Origin of the sequence: Legionella sp. (genome assembly GCF_047605385.1) — a bacterium.
In the GTDB taxonomy this organism is placed as follows: Bacteria; Pseudomonadota; Gammaproteobacteria; order Legionellales; family Legionellaceae; genus Legionella.
In genome coordinates, this window is record NZ_JASGFU010000037.1 from 1 (window position 1) to 22,044 (window position 22,044).

The following is a 22,044-nucleotide window of genomic DNA, read 5'->3' on the forward strand; positions in this document are numbered from 1 at the left end:
ACATATTGCTTTCCAGAACTTGCTACCGAATAAAATGAAGTCGCTTCGCGACACTGATTTAATCCCTCTCACCCTTGATCCCTCTCCCCCACGCTGCGCGCGGTGGAGAGAGGAAACCCGGTGAGCTCAATTAAATACCTGGGGAGTTACAAATTATACTTATTTCGTTGATAAATGTATCACATTGTTCAATTTTATTATATAATGTTTGAATATTAACATGCGCTGTAGGTTTATTATGATATTGGAATTTTTTTCTAAATATGTTTTGTTTTTAAATTCTATAATTAAAAGCTGGTGGCATAGTGACGTGGTCAATAATGCTCCTCCTGAGGATAAACAAGTTAACATATGTTACCCCCTGGTGAACGTTATACACCTAACTTTTGGTAAAGATGTTAAAGAACTCGATTTACTAAAAGCAATAGAAAATTGTATGATGAATGAAGATAATAAATTATATATTAACTCAAACTTATGTTACATCAAGTTCCAAAAGAGCAACTGGGAAAATAAACTTCCTAAGATAATAGGAATAGGTATTCGTTTAAAAAACTTACAAGATATGACTCCGGAACAACGAAAAGCCTTTGCTTCTGCTTTCCCCAATATTAAAGAACTTCGTCTATTTGATGGGCTAGGTGGTACAGTGACAATAGAAAATGTACAAGATATTAAGATATTGAATATATGGCGAGATTTTGGTTTTAACACACCCGTTCCTTCTTTATTAACACAAAGCTCAATTTTTATAAAACAAAACAAGACAGTAAATCCTCATAATAAAAAGCAGATAAGCATGGACAACATCGAAGACGCTGAAATATCCGAAACGTTAATAGAACATCTTAAATCATTACCGAGCAAATAATTAAGTGCTTATAATTTGAGGGTTCTGTCGAAAATTTTGTTCGTGGAACCTAAACAGCAAGTTCATAAAATTGCTTCCTGCCAAGACATTTCCTGATTTTTTCATATGCCCTTTTTAAAGCATTAGGTACAACTCAATTTTTGCCCTAGTTGCCTCATCCGCTTCAGATAGTTTGATTTTTGACAGACTGTTTTTCAATTTCTCGTTAAATTATGGTGTTATTAGGTCTGGCATAGTACTATCTCGTATATACAAATGGACTATACATAGTTTATGATGCAAAAAATAACATTATTCCTACGAAAGCTCATATCAAAGTTACCTGTAATTTTGTTTGATATCATGGCGATCCCTGTGGCATGGTATGCTGCCTACTGGTTGCGTTACAACATGCAACCATTTCCGAAAATGTTAACGTCCATGCATTCGTTTATGGCATTGTCTTTGCTAATAGCCATACAAACTGCCTGTTATTTTTATTTTAAAACCTATCGCGGTTTGTGGCGTTTTTCTTCCTTGAATGATGTTTTACGCATTATTAAAGCTTCTTTATCAGCAATGATGTTGGTGATACCGGTTTTTTATTTATCATCCATCTTGCAACATCTACCACGCTCCATTCTGCCTTTATATGGAATGATTCTAACTATTTTACTTTGCGGTGGTCGTTTAATTGTGCGTATATATTGGGATAGACGCGCTCGTGGCCATGCTGTTACTGAACGAAAACGCGTATTGATTGTGGGAGCAGGTTTGGCAGGGGAAAGCTTGGTACGTGATTTAAAACGCGGCCACTATTATCAGCCCGTAGGTTTTGTTGATGATAGTCTTAGTAAACGCGGGTTGGAAGTACATGGAGTTCCAGTGTTAGGAACTATTCGTCAAATTGCTGATTGTGTCGCTCATTACTCGATTGATTTGATTTTTATTGCTATGCCATCTGCACGTTCTGCTGTCATGCGACGAATTGTGACTTACTGTGAGCGTTGTAATATTCCCTTTCGTACTTTACCCAGCCTTTCTGCGTTGGTTTCAGGAAATGTTGAAGTTAATGCATTAAGACCTGTAAATATTGAAGACTTGCTAGGTAGAGATGAAGTCAATTTACAATGGGATAGACTCACTGCGAGTGTTGCTGGCAAGCGTGTTTTGGTCACCGGTGGTGGTGGTTCAATTGGTTCAGAGTTATGCCGACAAATTATGGCGTTAAAACCTGCCAGTCTGGCGATCGTTGAAAATAGTGAATTTAATTTATATCAAATTGAACTTGAGTTACGTGAAAGATTTCCTGATATTCCTATGCGACTAGAATTGGTTAGTATCACTGATAAGATGGCTATTGCCCGCTTATTTGCGAACTTTTTACCGGAAATTGTATTCCACGCTGCAGCGTATAAACATGTTCCTTTACTTCAGAATCAAATTCGTGTTGCTGTACTGAACAATGTGTTAGGAACGCAAATTGTTGCTAAAGCCAGTACTCAACATGGAGTAGAAAAATTCATTTTAATTTCTTCTGATAAAGCAGTTAATCCCACAAATATTATGGGAACAACCAAACGCGTTGCTGAAATTTATTGCCAGAACTTAAACCGTAAAGTGAAAACACAATTTATTACTGTACGTTTTGGTAATGTTCTAGGATCGGCTGGCAGCGTAGTACCTCTCTTTCAACAACAATTAAAAGCAGGTGGTCCAATTACTGTAACTCATCCTGACATGCAACGTTATTTTATGACTATTCCCGAAGCCAGTCAGCTGATTTTACAAGCCATGGTTAATGGTAGTGGTGGCGAGATCTTTGTTTTGGATATGGGTGAGCCAGTAAAGATTAGTTATTTGGCAGAACAAATGATTCGTCTTGCAGGTAAAGAACCAGGAAAAGATATTCACATTGCATATACTGGATTACGCCCTGGTGAAAAGCTATTTGAAGAATTATTTCATGAGTCAGAACAATTAGCTGCCACAGAACATGAAAAACTGTTTAAAGCAAAATATCGCGAATTAGACTGGGATGAGTTATCACAAACAATGCTGTTGTTAAATACAGCTTGTGAAGAATACCAGGAGCAAGAATTATTAGTTCTGTTAAAGAGTTTGGTACCAGAATTACGAATTACGGATCTATCAGTAATTTAGATAGGGATTATCGAAAATGAAGTATCGTCCGGATATTGATGGTCTAAGGGCTATTGCTATTTTGTTGGTTTTATTTTTTCATAGCGGCTTAAAACTTTTTCCTTCAGGTTTTATCGGCGTCGATATATTTTTTGTTATTTCTGGATTTTTAATTACCGGTATTATTCACGACTCTTTGCAGGCTAATCATTTTTCATTTATTAAGTTTTATAGCCGAAGGTTATGGCGTTTACAGCCAGTACTTATCTGTTTGATACTTAGTACCATTTTTTTTACTTTATTTTTTTATTTACCGGAGGATTTGATTCGATATTTTAAGAGCGCACGCAAAACTTCTCTATTTATTTCAAACACCTTTTTTCAAGGAATAACAAAAGGTTACTTTTCACCGAACAATAATCAATTACCTTTACTACATACTTGGTCATTATCTATAGAATGGCAATGTTATTTAATTTTCCCTATAGTCATTTACCTTCTCTATCGTTTTTTTAAACGCCATGTTACTAAGATTATCTATTTACTCACCTGTTTCTTTTTTGGAGTAACCTTATTTTTTTCTTTAAAGTATCCCGTAACAAACTATTACCATTTACCAAGTCGCATTTTTGAATTTTTAATTGGTTCTTGTATTATATTTGGTTCTAATCGTTTTTCATTTAATAAATATTTCTTAGAGTTAATAAATAGTGTTGCGCTTTTATCTATATTTTATATAGCAAGGTGCAGCAATATTAATGTAGGATTCCCTAATGGATATGCTTTTATTTTGTGTGCTGCAGTAGGAATACTTATTGCTTCAGGCAAAAATACTTCTAAATCTATCTTGACCCAATTGCTTTCTTTGAAGCCTTTGGTATTCATAGGCTTACTTTCTTATTCTCTATATATTTGGCATTGGCCTGTATTTGTATTCATTCGCTATTTGGGAATTGCAGAGACAACCTCGGTTTTATTATTAGCATTTAGCTTAATTTTTATTATTGCTTTTTTTTCTTGGCAATATATTGAGAAACCTGCGCAAAAATTGAATAATATTAAATTCAGATATAGTTTCACTTATTTATTTCTATTACCTATTATGGGACTTCATGTTAGTGATTATCTAATCAAAAAACATGCAGGCTATCCTCTACGTTTTGAGGAAAATGCTAGAATTAATGCTCAATTAAAGCAATATACTAATCCACAAAGGTCACTATGCCTTCAGGAAAAAAATATTGAAATAAATACTAACTGTGTTCTTGGTGCTAAAAACTCAAGAAGTAAAACTGGTTTTATGTTTGGTGATTCTCATGCGAATCATTTATGGGGATTTATGGATACATTGGCACAAAATGCTAATATCTCCATTCTAGCTCATTCAACAGCAGCCTGTCTTTCGTTACCAGGAATTCAGCAATACGATTGGAATACCAGGGTTTATACAGCATGCCATGAACAAACTGAGCGTTATTATAATATGATCAAGAGCAATCATTATGATTTTGTTATTTTGAGTCAATACTGGGATAGTTATTTATATAATAAGCTCATTACTAATGAGCCTGTTGATAAAGTAAAGGAACGAATTGAAAAAGCCTTAGATGACGCTTTGCAAATTATTATTGCCTCAGGAGCTAAACCAGTTTTAATCAAATCCATCATAGCAAGAAATTCTTATAATTGCTTTTTAAGTCATATCAAACACCGAAGAAAATATAATTCTGAGCAATGTGATTTTGATATGAAGTCAAATAAATCACAATGGCAGGATGAGTTATTTTTACACCTGAAAAACAAATATACTCAATTAATAATTATTGATCCTCAAAAAGTGCAATGCCCAAAAGGCCATTGTAAAGCAGATATAAATGGTATTCCTGTATTTCGTGATTCTGCACATATGACTGATTATGCTTCTTACCACTTGGCAGACAGTTATTTAAAGCAATATAACAATCCTTTAGTAACATAAGCCATATCTAAATTTAGACCGGAGGAAATAAATCTTGGAATTTGACTCGGGTTTTAAGATGCAAGGCCTTACGTCTTTTCTTCGAGAGAGCAAATGCCTTATAAATAATAATTGGCACTATAAAGCTTACCATCCCAATATAGAAGGCCAATTTGTAGGTAGGATCCTTATTTAATACCAGGAAGAATAAAGCACCACACATCAGGATAATGGCGAATACTCCTGTATAAGGAGAATAGGGTGTTACATAGCGCAGGTTCTCAGTAGTATACCCTGCTTGATATAATCTGTTTCTAAATCTGATTTGTGAAGCACATAAAGAAATCCATGCTAAAGTACCTGTAAATCCAGATACAAGTAATAAGGCAATATAAAGCTTAGTTTGGCCGAAAAAGAAGCCAATACCCAAAAGAATCCAAACCATGATTAGGGTTGCCATAACTGCATTTTTCGGAATGGAATTTCTATTAAATTTGGCAAAAGCATGTGGCGCCATCCCATCGCGGGCAAGAGCATTTAAAGTGCGAACTGTGCCATAAAATCCCGAATTTGCACAGGATAAAGTTGCGCTAAGGGTGACAAAACTGGTTACGGTACCAGCCCATTTTAAATCATACAAATTCAATGCATCTGCAAATACTGAGTTAGACAATCCTGCTTTTTGCCATGGGAAAATTAATACCAAGCAAAATACGGGAATAATGTAGATAAATAAAATCCGAAACGTCACATTGCGGATTGCATGCGGAATCATGCGTGCAGGGTTCTCTGACTCACCTGCTGAAAGGCCAATGATTTCTGAACCTTGATAGTTAACTAATAAGAGTACCATGGCTGTTAGTAAGGACATCGTGCCATTAGGTAGTAAGCCCCCATCACCCAAGATGTATTTGCTACCAATAATCCCCGCCGGCTCGCTACCATAAATAAGGCCAAAGAAAATTAAAATTGCTAAGATGACAAATCCTAGCAAAGCTAAAATTTTAATTAAGGCCAGCCAAAATTCAATTTCGCCGAAAGTATCGACCTTGGCAAGATTGATGTAAGTAATTAATAAACCAAAACAAATAGCCCATAAATAGCCATTAATGCCGGTAAACATTTCCATAATAATACCGCCGGCAACGCATTCGGCAGGAATATAGGCTACCCAACTGATCCAATAAGACCAACCAACACCACAAGCAACTGAAGGAGAGATAAAATCCGCAGTGTAAGTAACAAACGAGCCCGAAATGGGGATAGCAACAGCCAGTTCCCCCATACACAACATGGTTAGAAAGATAATTAAACCACCAAGTATATAGGCCAGGAACACTGCAGGGCCTACCAGGTTAATTATTTCACCAGTGCCTAGAAAATAAGCGGAGCCAATAATCCCGCCTAGGGCGATCAATTGCACATGACGGTCTTTTAATCTGCGGCTATAACCACTGTCTTTAATCGGTGTTGTCTTTTTGGAGTTACTGTCCACAGGCTGTTTTTTCTCACTAAATGTTTAAGTTAAATAGGATGAATAAATAATGTTATATTCATCTCTAATATTTTAAAACTATTCTCATTTAAAATGAGAAAATAGTTCATAGCAAAGACTTAAATTGCTTTCGAGCATAAATTATGATTTGTTTTTGCTCATCATCGCCTTTTTTTGACAAAATCAAGATAATTATACAATAATTCAGGTTAGGTTCGTTATGTAAATAAAAAAGATCATTGAGTTGCTTTTATAAAGAGTGCGATGATTCTTTATATTTATACCCAATAACCACTTATTCATCCCTGGAACACCATTGGAGAGCTAATGATTTGTCCTTTTCACCCATTTATCCGCTTTTTGTTCGTTAATAATATTTGCAGTTTCACTTACTGCTTATCTTGTGAACTCATTACAGAGGGTCTATAACTATATAAGAATAAAAAGAAATAATTATAACAGGCGGGTGTGAGGTGGACGAAGAGAGTAACGGTCGTATTAAGGTGCTCCACTTTCTGGTGCAAGACATACACTGCTGCCTTAAGCTTTGTCATATGGAGAAAATCCTCCCTTTAATGTTACTTGAGCCAATTCCTGGTAATCCTGTTTATTTTGCAGGATTAATGAATTTTAAAAATAAATGTATTCCTGTAATTGACTTAAGGCTGGCGATTGGTTTAATCCGAGAACAAGAATATCCATTAAACATACCTCTTTTGTTATGTTCCTATAATCATTACCAACGTGCTTTAATCGTTGATAACGTGATTGGACTTGAAGAAATTGAGGAGCAACAGATTGAAATGCACGATGAATTTATCAAAGATAGTTCACCTTTTTGTGGGGCTATTACCTTAGAGGCAGGGGTTTCATTGCTGCTAAATACTGCTTGGGTGTTTGCGTTGAAACTGACTGAAAAAGCTTATCAACACGCTACTAATCATGAATAGTTTATTAGATAGGGTAAAGCACCTGGAATCTGAATTTATCAAGTTAATCCACCAACGCTTCGGACTGGTTATGCATGTAAATCAAGCCTCAAGCTTAGTGAAAACAATTGCAAAATCTTGTAAAAAACTAAATTATTCTCCAGAGGAATATCTGGATCAATTAAGATATTGTTCAAGTCGTTCTTTTCTTTTAACGGATTTGGCTTGTGCAATCACTGTTGGTGAAAGTTATTTTTTTCGTGATAAAAACCAGATGCATTTGCTGGAAAAAATCATTTTACCACAATTAATTGCTCAAAATAAAAATAGTGCTACTTTAAAAATTTGGAGCGCAGGTTGCTCATCTGGTGAAGAAATATACACATTGGCAATGCTCCTTTCGGAATTAATGCCCAATATAGAGACCTGGGATTTACAATTACTCGCCACTGATATTAATCCCAATGCTCTAAAAAAAGCACGCGCAGGTGTTTATACTCAATGGTCGATGCGCTCTATAACGGATTATTATATACAGCGATATTTTATGGTTTCTGGTAGTACGTATATGCTTTCTCCTAAAATTTGTAAAATGGTAAGGTTTAACTATCTCAATTTAAGTGATAATAGTTATCCTTCAGTCTTAAATGGAATTAATGATATTGATTTAATATTATGCCGCAATGTGCTAATTTATTTTGATGATGATTCTGTTGCACAAATCATGAAAAGGTTAAGTTCCTGCATGGCAAAAAATGCTTATCTTTTGCTTGGGGCTTCTGATCCAATTGTCACTGCAGGTACTCATCTTGTGTTTCATCATAACAGTGCCATCTATTTTTCTCTAGACAACAGCAGTGATATAAAAAAGGATTTTGACAGCGATGGCTAAAAGACAAAAACGTGCTTCAGATCTAATTCCCCATACTGATGCCGCTTTACACGTTTTGCGTGAGCGCGCATTCCTTTTAGGTAAAGAGGAATTAGATTCTCTTGAAGAAAATAGCGTAGCATATATCCGCTTTATTCTAGGAGCTGATGAATATTACGGCCTTGATTATGATCATGTTCATGAGCTTTTGCATCATCTCAATATAGCCAAGGTTCCATGCGTGCCCGATTTTGTTGCAGGAGTAATCAATTGGCGCGGTAACTTAATTACAGTTGTTAATCTCAACCGCTTTTTTCACCCGCAATGTTTAGCCAAAGAGGGCGAGTTTATTATGGTTGTTAATGTGAATGAATTGGTCTTGGGCATTATGATTGATCAAATTAAAGGCAATGATAGTTATCAACTCGATTACTTAACGAAACCTTTAATCGCAAATAGTGTAAAGCCAGAATACATTTTGGGATTAGATAAATCGGTGACCGCTATTATTGATGTAGAAGTCCTGGTCACAGGAATAAATCAAGAAATTAAAAAAGGTCTGCACAGGATATAGGAGATGTTTATGGAAACTGTTTCTAAACCTCGTTTTTTTGTTACATTACGTTCTCGATTATTTCTTGGATTCATGGTTTTAAGCTTGCCTTTGCTTATTTTGATTATGCTGTTGTTACCCAGAATTAGTAACATTATTTATGTCAGCACTAAAATTCAGGTTATGAATTTACCTGACATATTAGATACTCAAATTTATCAAGCGCGGGATACGGTTTCTAATTGGATATTAACTGGTAATCCGCAAAATAAAATACGATTTGCTCGTATTTGGGAAGAAATTACTCAAACGAAACAAGTATGGCAAGACGCTTTAACTAAATTAGGTAACCCTGAGATTTTGGGACGCTGGGAGCATTTATGGCAGTTGTATGATCCTGTTTATGAGGGACAGGCAAAAATTATGAATACTCCTCGTAATGCTTCTACGATGGAGATGTTAAAAAAAGAGTTAGCAGAGGTCAAACCACTAAGCGATGAAATGATTGATATCATTGATGGTGCTTATGATAAGTTGGGGACACGTAAAGAAGGGCTCTATGTGCATATTTTTCGTCAAATTGATCAATATACTTCTTATATTAACCATAATTTAACCACATTAAGAAATATCACTTATAGCTTATTAATTCTTGCAGTGGTGTTGACGATTATTGTTCCTTGGCTAACGCAACGTTTTTTAGCTTCTCCCATTGATCGAGTAATTGATATTGCTGAGCGTGTGGCCGCCGGAGAGCGTGATGTTAATATTCAAATTGATGATGAAGACCGCTTGGGTAAAATGCTTTCTTCTCTTAAAAGTATGCAAGCTGCTATCAAGGAAAATGATGAGAAATTACGCTCTAGAGAGGAAGAGTCACGGCAATTATTAGAAAAATTGGTTAGTTCTTCCAATAAATTTAGCCAATACAGCAGTAAAGTGGCAGCAGGTGATCTACGTCAACGTCTTGAATTGGATAACGACGATGTGTTGTATGATTTAGGTAAAGATTTAAATTTAATGACCGATGGTCTTGCATCCATTACTGATAAAATTACGCAAGTAAGTAATAATATTGTTTCTATGGTTGCTAAAGTTATTACCGCTGCGAATGAGAAAACAGAAAGTATTAATTCGCAAGCTTCAGCAATCAATGAGATCACCGTTTCTCTAGAAGAAATTGATAAAAGTTCGAAACAAACTATGAATAAGGCTCAGGCACTGCGAGAAATTGCCAAGAATACCTATGAGCAGGGAAAATTGGGTTCAGATTCGGTAATACAAAGTATTCATGGGATTAAAGCTTCAGAAGAGAAGATGAAACTTATTGCTCAAACAATTTTGGATCTCAGTAACCACACTCAACAAATAGGTGAAATTACCGCTGTAGTTAATACCTTAGCGCAGCAATCAAAAATGCTGGCGTTAAATGCAGCCATCGAAGCATCAAAAGCAGGTGAGGCTGGTAAAGGGTTTGCAGCAGTGGCGACAGAAGTAAGGAATCTTGCTGAGCAATCAGAACAATCTACAATCCAGGTGCAAGCCATTCTTGAAGACATTCGTCGTACTACAGAAAAAGCGGTGACTGTTTCTGAGGAAGGAACCAAATCTTTGGATTCTGGAACACAATTAATTGAGAAAGCAGGAGAGGTTATTCACACTTTAAGTAAGATGATTAATGAAGCTGCTATTTCAAGCCAACATATTGAAGTGGCAATTCGTCAAGAGGCAGTAGGGATTGAACAAATTGTCGAAAGTATGAGTGAAATTAATCGAACCACTACAACGCTCTCAGAGGGACTTAAAGAATTAATTAATTTCATTCATAAGCTCGATAGCATTGCGAAGCATCTAAAAGAAGATGTCAATATCTATAAAATTTAGGAAAAAGCCATGGCGAAGGGCGATCCACTACATCAACAGTTGATTGAAACATTAAATGCTGAGCTTGAGTCCTTGCTTTTGGTGATCACTACTAATTTACAAAAAATTAAATCTAATGAGTCGCCTGAAGACGTAAGTCAACTTATTTCCGAGATTTCATATTCAGGACGTACTATTAAAGTAGCGGCTTCGTCAGTTGGTGTGAGCAATCTTGATATGATTGCAGAATACATTGAACGACTGTTTGCATCTGCAGATAAAATATCTCCCGAACTAATCAATTTAACTTTCCGTGCGATTGATGGCATGCGTGAAGTTATGAAAAATTTTATAGAGCAAAAACCATTGCCTACTGAATTGTATAAATTATTGCATGAATTACAGCAAGAGATGCAATACATTGAAAGCAATGAGTCTGTATTCATTCCTCCAATGAAAGAAGAGCAAGTTTTTACACCTAGGGAACAAGAGCCGACTCCGGTGATTTATACTAATGCCTCTGAACGTGAATTTTCAAAGAAGATTATTGAAACTTTTAAGGTCGAGTTGCAAGAAAATATCAATATACTTATTGATGATTTATTATTATTGGAAAAAAGCGGACAAACAGAGCATGAATTTGTCGAGCTTATGAATGAAATATTTCGTACTGCTCATAACATCAAAGGGTCGGCGCGCGGGATAGGAGCCTTCCATGTTGGTGATATTGCTCATCAATTGGAAACAGTATTTACCAAAATCAAGAAAAAAAGCATTAGTATTACACCAAGCCTTATTAATCTTTGTTTGCAGTCAGCAGATTATATGGAAGAGGCGATGCGCTGTTATAGTGACGGAGTTCCTCTGTCGTTTAATCTGCAAAATCATTTGCATGATTTAAGTCAATTAAGTAGCACCTCAATAGCTGGAACTGGTTCTGAGATGCTGTCTTTAGTAGAATCCAAAGCAATATCCAAACCTTCTGTAAGCAAGAGTAAAACACAAGAGTTTGATTCAATTCGAGTACCGTTGCAAAATTTGGATCGTATTTCTGTCGAAATGGAAGAAATTCAGGGGGTGAAAATTGCCATTGAGGATCATTACACTCATCTAGGCAAAATTAAGGTAAAACTTAATTATCTGGTGCAAGCTTGGAGAAAAAACTTATTTAATTTTCAAGGCTTACAAGAGGAGAATAAAAATAATTTATTTTCCAATCATATGGAAGAACTGAGCGTAATTAATAATGCCATGCATGTGTTGCAAAGGGAATTACGCATACCACTCACCGAATTATCCAATTTATTTAATACCTTGCAAGATGAAATCCGTACGATTCGTTTATTGCCAGTCGAAAGTCAATTGCGTTATTTACCCAGGGTGGTGCGTGATTTAGCAAATGAATTGGATAAACCTATTCATCTTGAAATCAATAATAATGATGTCAAAATCGATAAATTAATTTTAGACGGTTTAAAGTATCCATTAGTTCATATCTTACGCAATGCAATTGATCACGGTATTGAGTCGACCGCAGAGCGGCAACAAGCTGGAAAACCCGCTGAAGGGACTATTTGTATTGATGTGACCCAAGAAGATCACCAAATCGTATTCACTATTTCTGATGATGGTGCTGGAATTAATATTGATAAAGTTCAGCAAATTGCTTTACAAAAAAACCTAATCAGCGATACGGAATTAGCTATCATGACATCCGAAGAGATTTTGGATCTGATTTTTCTGTCTGGTTTTTCTACACGTGAAATGGCAACAGATATTTCTGGTCGTGGTGTAGGTTTGGATGTAGTGCGCTCCAGTTTAGCGCAATTAAAAGGACACATCAGTGTGACTAGTGAACTTGGTAAAGGGACGCATTTTTCTCTGCATGTCCCTATTACTTTAGCAACTGAACGTGGTCTTATTGTTTCATGTGCCGGGCAAATCTTTGTGATTACTACCAGTGCAGTGGAGTGCGTCTTATTGCTTAAAAAAGAAGATATAGTCAATGTGGAAGGGTGTTCGGTAATCTTGATTAAAGAACAACCAGTTATACTGTCTTCATTAACGTGTATTTTACATCTTGAGAAAAAAGCAACGAGTAGTGTAAAGGAGTATTTGTCTGTAGTTATCCTTAAACAAGATGATGAGCGCATGGCTTTGTTGGTTGATGATATTCTTGGTGAACGAGAGATTATTCTTAAGCCTTTGCAAGAGCCGCTTGCTAATATACCTTGGGTGATTGGTGCCACCTTGAGTGGAAGCAATCAAATTAATTTTATATTAAATATTGCAGAAATTATGAAAAAAGGTAGTTGTCTGGAAATTTAAATATAAGTGAACTACTGGCTATGATAAAAATTTTAATTGTTGATGATTCACCCACTGAAGTGGCGTTGATTAAGTATATTATCGACTCGGCAGAGGATATGACTGTTATTGGTGTTGCGCAAAATGGCCGTGAAGCAATTGCGCTTACCGCACAATTAAAACCAGATTTGATCACTATGGATATTCAAATGCCGGTTATGGATGGTTTGAGGGCCACGCAAATTATTATGTCGCAGTATCCAATACCCATTGTGGTGATTAGTTCTACAATTAATGATGAATCATTACCAGCTATTTTTCACGTCCTTGAAGCTGGGGCATTGACAGCAATTGCTAAGCCTGACGATGTCTTTGCCCCGACGTTCGAAGATCGGCGTAAATATATTATTGATACTTTGCGTAGCCTCTCAGAAATTCGTGTTACCAAAAAGCCATTAAAAATAGTGCCTCACTATCACTCGAAAGAACATAAATCACCTCTTAGGGAAAGGAGGACGCATTATGAACTCGTTGCCATAGGTGCTTCTATAGGTGGGCCTATAGCGTTGAAAACTATTTTATCACAATTACCAGTTGATTTTCCGGTACCAATTGTTGTCGTGCAACATATGAGCATAGGTTTTATTAGTGGCTTCACTCGCTGGTTGCAAGAAAATATTGACCTGAAAGTAAAAATTGCTACAGATCAAGAGGTATTGCATAAAGGAACAGTATACATTGCTCCTGAACAGATGCATTTGGAAATCTCGCAAAACGATCATCAATTAACTTGTCACTTGGTAAACCGTGCAGCTACTGATAATTTTTGTCCTTCAATTACGCGCATGTTGCAATCAGTTGCTGCGGTTTCAGGAGCTAAAGCAATTGGTGTTTTGTTAACAGGAATGAGTGATGATGGAGCACTTGGCTTGCTTGAATTAAAAAAGGCTGGGGGGCATACTGTGATTCAAAATTCACAAAGTGCGGTGGTTTTCGGCATGGGAGCAGTAGCTCAGTCGATGGATGCGGTAGATAAAGTAATTGACTTAAAGCATATTGCCAACTATTTAATAGATCTGTGCATTGATTCGGTTGATCATAGTGATGGATAAAGAAAAACTGGTGGTATTAATAGTTGATGACAGTGCTACCATACGTTTACTTACTAGTGATGCTCTAATTAAATCAGGATTTATGGTCGTGGAAGCCGAAAATGGCGCACGCGCTTTGACTTTATTGGCAACCGTGAAACCGGATGTCATTTTACTTGATGTGGAAATGCCAGGTTTAGATGGTTTTGAAGTCTGTGCGCAAATACGTAAATTGCCAGACCATCGTTATACACCGATTATGATGATTACCGGTGTGGACGATTATGAGTCAATTAATAAGGCATTTACTGTGGGCGCTACCGATTTTGCGACCAAGCCAATCAAAAGTACTTTAATTGGCTATCGCGTACGTTATATGGTACGCACCAGCGCTTATTTTCAAGAGCTGCAATTAGCTGAAAGAAAAGTGAGGGCTTTAAATGAAGAACTAATTAATAAATTGCTTGAGATTCAACAAAATGCTGCGGCAGTTGCTCGCTTTGTGCCTCAAGATTTTCTAAAAGTATTAAATCGCAAAAATATTGCAGACATTAAATTAGGCGATTGTGTTGAAAAGATAATGACCGTTTTATTTCTGGATATTAAATCGTTTACGTCTTTGGCAGAGGAGTTATCTTCGGTAGAAATTTTTAATTTAGTCAATTGCATCATGACCTATTTAAACCCTTCCATTGTGAAAAACTCTGGTTTCATTGATAAATATATTGGTGATGCAATCATGGCTTTATTCGAAGATGCTGATCTCGCTTTATCCGCAGCATTAGGGATGCTTGCGGCCATGGATGACTTTAATAAGCAACGCGAAAAGAATGGATTATCCGAGGTCCATGTGGGCATAGGCATTAATACTGGATCGATGATTGTAGGAACGGTTGGCTTTGAGTCGCGTATGGATTGTAGTGTGATTAGTGATGCAGTAAATATTGCTTCTAGAGTGGAGTCACTGACACGAAATTTTGGAATTGAGCTGTTAATTTCTGGGCAAACATACCAGGAATTGCAGCATGCGAATAAATATCATTTGCGTTCTTTAGGTGTTACTTTAGTAAAAGGGAAAAGCTTGCCGATTAATATTTATGAAGTATTTGATCATAATTCACCTGATGAGATTCAGTTCAAGAAAGACTCAATTGCTGATTTTGCAGAAGCAATAAATTATTATGAAGAGAAACGCTACGCTGAGGCAGCAGATTTATTTCAAGAAGTTATTCGCAAGAATCCTGACGACTCAGTTACGGCTTATTTTTTGAAAAAGAGCTTAGGGCAGTTAGAAAGTTAATGTCACACAGTTTAATAATTGCAGGTCAGATAAAAACTATTCTATAGGACATTTACGAAAAGCACGAACGGTTTTTTTTGTTTTATTATCAATAACTTCGCCATGGATATCACCAAAATGTTCATTGACTTGTACGAGCATCCATGCATAGAGTTCGTCAACGTTAGCCCCTGTTTGTTTTGCTATTTGCTCTTCGCCGCAGTAGACTGAAGCGGTATATTGCTCGTTCATTTTAGGGATCCTTGGTACAACCTCTTCACTATTATAAGTGTAGTTGTTCTATGAATTATTTGCCAATTATTTGTACAGTTGTGGACGCCGGTGAACTATACTTTAAGTAGGGATAATGTCAGGGGATGATCATGACAACGACAATTTTCTTAGCGACAGTGCTTGGTTGGTATTTTGTAATTATGGCGTTGTTTTTATTCTTCAGGCGCGACTTAGTCATTGCCACAATGAATGAATTAATGGAGCAACCTGGATTGTTATTCGTTGCAGCAGTAATTACTTTAATCATGGGATTACTTATGGTCATTAGCCATAATGTATGGGTAATGAAGTGGCCGGTAGTGGTTACAATTATTGCCTGGCTCACTTTAATTGGTGGTTTAGTGCGTCTATTCTGTCCTGAAACGGTTCATCGTGTTTGGGGTAAAATAGTAGGTAATTCTAGGGCAATTACTATCGCAGCTATTGTTACCTTAATTGTAGGACTGTACTTATTAGCTAAAGTTTATTTAAAAAGTGTTCTATGAGTTAGTTCAACAAAAGCATTGCAGCTTCACTTTTAGTGGCAAGAATTGATGAATGGTGGTTTCGTAGAAGTTTTTTTGCTAAATTATCGTTTTTAAATTTGAAAGAGTATTCTATGCCATCTTTTGACATTGTTTCAGAAATCAATGAAGTTGAGTTGGGTAATGCAGTAGATAACGCAGTACGTGAAATGGGAACCCGTTTTGATTTTCGTGGAGTGCAATGCAGTATTGAACTTAAAGATCTTATCGTTACCTTACGTGCTGAATCTGATTTTCAGGTACGTCAATTGGAAGATTTGTTCCGCAATCATTGTAGTAAGAGAAATCTTGATGCTTCAGGTGTTGATATTGAAGATGAGCCGGTACATAGCGGTAAGTTTTATTCTTTGAATATGACATTTAAGCAGGGGATAGACCAACCTGTTGCCAAAGAAATCGTGAAGATTTTAAAAGATGCAAAATTAAAAGTGCAAGGGTCGATTCAGGGAGATAAAGTACGTGTGGCGGGTAAAAAACGTGATGATTTGCAAGAAGCGATTGCTTTGTTGAAGAAATCAGATGTGAAGTTGCCTTTGCAGTATGAGAATTTTCGTGATTAAATAGCGAGCAAATATTTTATTTTTGATCACTAACTATTTAACACTCTATTCTTAATTTTTGGAATTTTAACATGCCGTTGCACACAGATTCAAAAAAGAGTAAAAAACGTAAATCTAGTATTGGGCGCTTAAGAAATCCATCGATTCCACTCCTACGACCTATTATTGATTATACTTTTCTTCCTGAGCAAATAAAAATAGAAGATATTAATTACCATGGTGAACTCGAAATTGATGTTAAAGATGATGATATGGCGGGACGTTTAGCTAAAAGGGTAGCTGAAAAAATTAAGTTAAAACTTGATAATCCAAATCAAATAAATGTAGAGAATTCTTGTTCCAAAGTTATTCTTAAAATTTTAGCGGGAACCAACTTACAAGAGAAAGTGAATTTTTATAATAATATATTCATAACTTTTTTTAACCGTACCAAAAACAATCGAGCCATTGATTATAGTTTTTTATTAAAGTACATCAATAAGAGTCAACGATTTGAATGTGAAGGTGATTATAGTATTGCCCAGTGTATTATAAAAAAATAAAAAGAAACTCGAAATTAAATGGCCTAATATCAGTAGAAAAGTGTAATAATAAACTAGAAAAGTGTAATAATAAACTCGTTTTTACTGTTGCTGATTCTGTTTCAGATAAAGAATGTTTTTTTAAAAATACTTTTATACCTATTATGTGTACTAACGATAATTCTAAAAGAGGAGTATTATTTACTAAGTACGCTGCGTTACATGTAGACAAACAAGCAGCTAATATCACTATGGCCACGTATAATGCGGATGTAAGCGAAAAAAAGATAAAGAAAAAGAGAAAAATTACGAACATTAATCCCAGCACGATAACAGAAAATAATGAAGTAAATAACGCAGCCTATCAGCAACAACCACAACCGACTCCAGGAGTAGATGTACAAATTCCATTTATCCCTCAAGCAGAAATTTATCCAGCAATCTCTACTACAGAACCGTTTCTTAGATTACCCCTGTATCCTTATTCTTTAAATAATATAGCCCCTCCTTATTCAGCCGTTTCTATTCCTTATCAAAGTAGTAGCTTACACAATGCAAACGTGACTAGGCAAACTACCACTATAAGGGACAGAAATCGTTATACGTTTTTTCCCATTAATTCATTTTCTCAAGCCAATTCGAGTCAAGATAATGAATCACAGAATAATGAAGAAAAAATAATCGTGTTAAAATAGGCTCTGTTAGAGATGCTTCCTAAAGCATAGAACGCTAATAAATTAAAAGGCACACATTAATGTGCCTTTTAATTTGTAATCTCTTCAATCTTGGCCGAAATCCGTGCTTGTAAATACTCATCATTCTTAGCTAACCCACGCGCCACTTTCAACTGGGCTACCGCGGCTCTTTTCTGTCCTTCCAGCAATAAACACTGTGCCTGCGTAAAATAAGCATAACTCTTTCTATGCGACTTCGCTTGCGCTCGTGCTAATTCCTTACATAGTGGCAAATCTTGTTTATATAACCGACTGCCTTTAAGTAACACACTGGTTGCTTTTTCATTCTGATTCGCAGCGAGCAATGCCTGGGAGTACGCCATTAAAACGGCATAATTACCTGGATAATTAGTTTGCATTTCTGTCAATCGTTGGACTGCTTGTTGATGTAATAATAATCCTGTTTCTACTTGTGCCATTGCAATTTGGAAATACATAGTATTCTGTTGTGCTAACAAAGGTGAGAGAAGATCTCGAGCTTTGGTAAAATTATTCAAGTTTATCCACGTTAAGGCTAAACCATATTGGCAAGCGATTGCTGGACTAACCTTTGAACATTGATGGGCATAGTATTCAAGTAAAGTTTTAGGATCATAGGCGACATCAGTACGGATAATTTCTTTTACTAAATAATAATCCATTGAGCTGGAATACTCTTTTTTTGTAATATGGGTAGTACGATTTTGCGCCTCAGCGATACGATCAGAATCCAACGGGTGAGTGCGTAAAATGGCAGGGACATTCACTGTATAATAATAACGTGAATTTTCCTGCATTTTTTGAAAGAAAGCAGCCATACTTTGTGGGTTGTACCCTGCTTTAATCAGCATATCAATGCCAATCCTATCAGCTTCTTTTTCTTTTAATCGAGTAAAATTAATACTTTCTTGGGAAAATCCAGAAAGAGAGCCCATCATTGCCCCCATGCCTACAGTAGGATTAATCACTCCTAAAGCAATGGAGGCCAGCATTGAGGCGAGCATAGGAATGCGCATTTGGCGCTGATGTTCGATGGCACTATAGAGGTGATGTAGACGGACGTGAGCAATTTCATGTGCCATGACGCCGGCCAATTCACTTTCATTACTGGTAATAAGCATCAGTTGTGTATTAATACCAATATGTCCACCTGGACCGGCAAAAGCATTGATTTCATTGGATTTGACAATAAAAAAGTCAGGAGTATGTATATGTCCTTGACGGGCTAAATTCTTGCCAATACGATTGACGTATTCTTTGGTTAAGGGATTACGCTCAACACTATCGGATTGGTTAATCTGCTGGACAAATTCTTTTTCTAACTGTTCTAATTCACTGGTTGAGTAAGGGGATAACGTTGCAGCTGCTACGGACTGCGTAAGTAAGCATGCGAATATTATCCAACTAATTTTTTTCTTGATCTTCAATCTAATCATTAGGCTACTCAAAAATTGAATAATTTGTTATCATTGCATCGTTTTTAAAGGTAATGTAATCAATGCATAAAAAGTTTCTGCTCGCAGCGCTTGAACAAGCCCGTTTAGGACAAGGCTTCTGTGCTCCCAACCCTTGTGTGGGCGCTATTGCCGTGCAAAACGGAAATATTATAGCACAGACTTATCATCGAGGTGCGGGTACACCACATGCAGAACAATTATTGTTAACACAGATCCGGCCTAAAATGCCAGGGGTGAGTCTGTATATTTCTCTTGAGCCTTGTAATCATTGGGGCAGAACGCCTCCTTGTGTTGATGCAATTATTGCACATGGTGGGATTGAACAGGTTATTTTTGCTTATGCTGATCCTAATCCTATTGTGGCAAAAAATAATTCTTCAGAAAAATTATGTGCTCATGGAATCAAAGTAATATATTACCCAGTAGAAGAAATTACAGCATTTTATACTAGTTATACTTATTGGATTAAAAATAAAAAACCAAGAGTAACAGTAAAAATTGCTCAGGCATTTGATGGTAGAATCGGTAATGCCACCGGTGAGCGCATTATTTTATCTAATTCTTTATGTGAGGAATTGACTCACCAACAGCGCGCAGCAACAGATATAATTCTTACGAGTGCGCGTACCATTCATTTAGATAATCCGAGAATGAATGTGCGTTTAGGCGATAAAGAATATGCCAAGCCTGTGGCAATTATTGACAGACAATTGACTCTGAATAAAGAGGCTCAAATTTTTACAACAGCTGCTTATTGTCATATTTATCATTGTGATGAACGAGAAGTTTCCTATGCGAATAGTCGCTTGCATTTAATGCCAGCGAAGAATGGAGCAATGGATTTAAGTGCTGTTATTAGGCATTTGGGTGCGTTGGGATATCATGATGTGTGGGTGGAGGCTGGAGGGGCTATATTTAGTACCTTACATCAGGAAGGACTGGTTCATCGAACTTATGTGTATCTCGTTCCAACCAGTTTGAGAGCAAATGCTATTTCAGCATATCAGCAAAATGGGATATTTGACCGTCCGCACACGGTATCTTGGCATGCTCGCGGTAATAATATGGTAGCATGTATCGATTGGCAAGAGGTTTAGGGTTGGTTCCTATCCTGGATTAAAAGAGGTCGCGTTATGATAAAGCATTCCTTAGCAACAATAGAACAGGCATTGGAAACACTGAAAGCCGGTAAAATGATTATTTTAATCGATGACGAAGATCGAGAAAATGAAGGCGATTTGATCGTGGCCGCAGAATTTGCCACACCTGAAGCAATTAACTTCATGTCTCGTCATGGTTGTGGACTTATTTGTTTGTCTATGGCTGAGGAAATGATCGATAAATTACAATTACCGATGATGACACAAACGAATAAATCTCCTTATGGCACAGCTTTTACTGTATCTATTGAAGCAGCTGAAGGCGTTTCTACTGGAATTTCAGCCCGGGATCGCTCGCACACGATTCAGATAGCTATTCATCCTGATGCAAAGCCTAGTGATGTTATTTCCCCAGGCCATATATTCCCCTTACGTGCACGTAAAAAAGGGGTGTTGGAACGTATGGGACAAACTGAGGGAAGTGTGGATTTAGCTAGGCTTGCCGGTTTAACACCGGCTGCAGTGATTTGCGAAATTATAAATGAAGACGGTACCATGAGTCGTTTTGAAGAATTAGCTGCTTTTTCGCAAAAACATGAGATTCCTTTAGTTACAATTAAAGATTTAATTGAATACCGCATCTGTCATGAGATTCTACTCAATGAGGCAGCATCTACCCGTATTCCTCTGCAAGATAAAGGGGATTTTCAGATGACAGTATTTGCGAATCAATTAGATAATGCTGAACATTTTGCGCTGGTAAAAGCACCGCGCTTTGTTAATCAAGTGCCTTTGGTACGTATTCATTCTGAATGCATCACTGGCGATATTTTTGGCTCTTGCAAATGTGATTGCGGTAGGCAATTAGAACAGTCTTTAGCACTTATTTCTGCAGAAGGGGGCATATTAATCTATTTACGCCAGGAAGGTCGCGGCATTGGTTTAGCGAATAAATTGAAGGCTTATGCTTTGCAAGAGCGTGGCTTGGATACTGTGGATGCTAATCACGAATTGGGGCTTCCTGCTGATAACCGTGATTATGCTATTGCCTATCAAGTGTTAAAACATTATGGAATTAATGCGATTCGCTTGTTAACTAATAACCCCTTAAAAATTAGCGGATTAGAGCGTTATGGAATTATAGTGAGCGAGCGCATTCCTTTAGAGATAGAGCCTAATCAGGAAAATCATAAATATCTACAGACTAAGAAGGATAAGATGGGGCATTTATTAGCATTAAGTTAAAATTTTATATGTTCTTCCTCTTGTGTCGTTGCGAACGAAGTGAAGCAATCCAGTTAAAGGCGGCTCTAGAAAAAAGAAATTAATGTTGATTGAAAAAGTAAATCCTCTTTGGAACGATTTGTATGACAAATTAATTTAATTTGAAACTTGTGAGATCTTCTGGATTGCTTCGTCGCTACGCTCCTCGAAACAACGGTTAGTTAAGAGAATCTTCCTAATAAATGGGTGTAATTTTTATCTTCATTTTGATACAATTAAATCCCGTTTACATTCAAATGTAATTTTCAGAAATT

The 22,044-nt window shown here is 36.6% G+C and carries 19 protein-coding genes; 16 read left to right on the plus strand and 3 right to left on the minus strand.

All coding sequences use genetic code 11. The features are described from left to right. Positions 1-238 precede the first annotated feature (238 nt). The 3 genes from QM652_RS09350 to QM652_RS09360 all read left to right on the plus strand — a co-directional run bounded on the left by QM652_RS09350 (position 239) and on the right by QM652_RS09360 (position 4,970). Entirely contained in the window at positions 239-871 is a 633-nt protein-coding gene (locus QM652_RS09350; protein ID WP_415075115.1) for a hypothetical protein, read from the plus strand. Between the two features lie 276 nt (positions 872-1,147). Further along, positions 1,148-3,013 carry a polysaccharide biosynthesis protein gene (locus tag QM652_RS09355; RefSeq protein WP_415075151.1) on the plus strand — a complete coding sequence of 622 codons (1,866 nt, stop codon included), beginning with the start codon at positions 1,148-1,150 and terminating at the stop codon, positions 3,011-3,013. Between the two features lie 16 nt (positions 3,014-3,029). After that, on the plus strand, positions 3,030-4,970 hold the full coding sequence (locus tag QM652_RS09360) for an acyltransferase family protein (RefSeq protein WP_415075117.1): 1,941 nt from the start codon (positions 3,030-3,032) through the stop codon (positions 4,968-4,970). Between the two features lie 13 nt (positions 4,971-4,983). Here the strand turns inward: QM652_RS09360 and QM652_RS09365 are convergent, their stop codons facing one another. Continuing rightward, positions 4,984-6,444 (minus strand): amino acid permease, encoded by a 1,461-nt coding sequence (locus QM652_RS09365; protein WP_415075119.1) that lies wholly within the window; start codon positions 6,442-6,444, stop codon positions 4,984-4,986. Between the two features lie 503 nt (positions 6,445-6,947). Here QM652_RS09365 and QM652_RS09370 point away from each other — a divergent pair. Genes QM652_RS09370 through QM652_RS09400 form a run of 7 tightly spaced genes read left to right on the plus strand, consistent with a single transcriptional unit; the run spans position 6,948 to position 15,358 of the window. Next, entirely contained in the window at positions 6,948-7,394 is a 447-nt protein-coding gene (locus QM652_RS09370; protein ID WP_415075153.1) for a chemotaxis protein CheW, read from the plus strand. Continuing rightward, on the plus strand, positions 7,387-8,265 hold the full coding sequence (locus QM652_RS09375; protein ID WP_415075121.1) for a CheR family methyltransferase: 879 nt from the start codon (positions 7,387-7,389) through the stop codon (positions 8,263-8,265). Before QM652_RS09370 ends, QM652_RS09375 begins: the two co-directional genes overlap by 8 nt. Further along, entirely contained in the window at positions 8,258-8,818 is a 561-nt protein-coding gene (locus QM652_RS09380) for a chemotaxis protein CheW (RefSeq protein ID WP_415075122.1), read from the plus strand. Before QM652_RS09375 ends, QM652_RS09380 begins: the two co-directional genes overlap by 8 nt. Positions 8,819-8,827: 9 nt before the next feature. Next, the gene (locus QM652_RS09385; RefSeq protein ID WP_415075123.1) at positions 8,828-10,681 is read left to right on the plus strand and encodes a methyl-accepting chemotaxis protein; all 1,854 of its coding nucleotides are present in this window, start codon (positions 8,828-8,830) and stop codon (positions 10,679-10,681) included. 9 nt (positions 10,682-10,690) lie between these two features. Continuing rightward, positions 10,691-12,988, plus strand: a complete 2,298-nt coding sequence (locus tag QM652_RS09390; RefSeq protein WP_415075124.1) for a chemotaxis protein CheA — start codon at positions 10,691-10,693, stop codon at positions 12,986-12,988. A gap of 20 nt (positions 12,989-13,008) precedes the next feature. Further along, positions 13,009-14,079 (plus strand): chemotaxis-specific protein-glutamate methyltransferase CheB, encoded by a 1,071-nt coding sequence (cheB, locus tag QM652_RS09395; RefSeq protein WP_415075125.1) that lies wholly within the window; start codon positions 13,009-13,011, stop codon positions 14,077-14,079. After that, positions 14,072-15,358, plus strand: coding sequence for a response regulator (locus QM652_RS09400; protein ID WP_415075127.1), 1,287 nt, complete (start codon positions 14,072-14,074; stop codon positions 15,356-15,358). Before cheB ends, QM652_RS09400 begins: the two co-directional genes overlap by 8 nt. A gap of 36 nt (positions 15,359-15,394) precedes the next feature. Here the strand turns inward: QM652_RS09400 and QM652_RS09405 are convergent, their stop codons facing one another. Next, entirely contained in the window at positions 15,395-15,589 is a 195-nt protein-coding gene (locus tag QM652_RS09405; protein WP_415075129.1) for a hypothetical protein, read from the minus strand. Positions 15,590-15,720: 131 nt separating this feature from the next. On the opposite strand from QM652_RS09405, the gene QM652_RS09410 reads away from it, so the two are divergent. From QM652_RS09410 to QM652_RS09425, 4 genes are all read left to right on the plus strand, one after another. Beyond that, positions 15,721-16,116 carry a hypothetical protein gene (locus QM652_RS09410; protein WP_415075131.1) on the plus strand — a complete coding sequence of 132 codons (396 nt, stop codon included), beginning with the start codon at positions 15,721-15,723 and terminating at the stop codon, positions 16,114-16,116. Between the two features lie 113 nt (positions 16,117-16,229). Next, on the plus strand, positions 16,230-16,715 hold the full coding sequence (locus tag QM652_RS09415) for a YajQ family cyclic di-GMP-binding protein (protein ID WP_415075133.1): 486 nt from the start codon (positions 16,230-16,232) through the stop codon (positions 16,713-16,715). Between the two features lie 71 nt (positions 16,716-16,786). Then, entirely contained in the window at positions 16,787-17,257 is a 471-nt protein-coding gene (locus tag QM652_RS09420) for a hypothetical protein (RefSeq protein WP_415075135.1), read from the plus strand. Further along, positions 17,239-17,931 carry a hypothetical protein gene (locus tag QM652_RS09425; RefSeq protein ID WP_415075137.1) on the plus strand — a complete coding sequence of 231 codons (693 nt, stop codon included), beginning with the start codon at positions 17,239-17,241 and terminating at the stop codon, positions 17,929-17,931. The genes QM652_RS09420 and QM652_RS09425 overlap by 19 nt, the downstream gene beginning before the upstream one ends. A gap of 68 nt (positions 17,932-17,999) precedes the next feature. Here the strand turns inward: QM652_RS09425 and QM652_RS09430 are convergent, their stop codons facing one another. Next, positions 18,000-19,385, minus strand: a complete 1,386-nt coding sequence (locus QM652_RS09430) for a M48 family metalloprotease (protein WP_415075139.1) — start codon at positions 19,383-19,385, stop codon at positions 18,000-18,002. A gap of 62 nt (positions 19,386-19,447) precedes the next feature. On the opposite strand from QM652_RS09430, the gene ribD reads away from it, so the two are divergent. Together ribD and ribB are read left to right on the plus strand one after the other, a co-directional pair. Next, positions 19,448-20,503, plus strand: coding sequence for a bifunctional diaminohydroxyphosphoribosylaminopyrimidine deaminase/5-amino-6-(5-phosphoribosylamino)uracil reductase RibD (gene ribD, locus QM652_RS09435; RefSeq protein ID WP_415075141.1), 1,056 nt, complete (start codon positions 19,448-19,450; stop codon positions 20,501-20,503). 39 nt (positions 20,504-20,542) lie between these two features. Further along, positions 20,543-21,751: a 3,4-dihydroxy-2-butanone-4-phosphate synthase gene (ribB, locus tag QM652_RS09440; protein WP_415075155.1), complete on the plus strand. Its 1,209-nt coding sequence runs from the start codon at positions 20,543-20,545 to the stop codon at positions 21,749-21,751. Positions 21,752-22,044 lie beyond the last annotated feature (293 nt).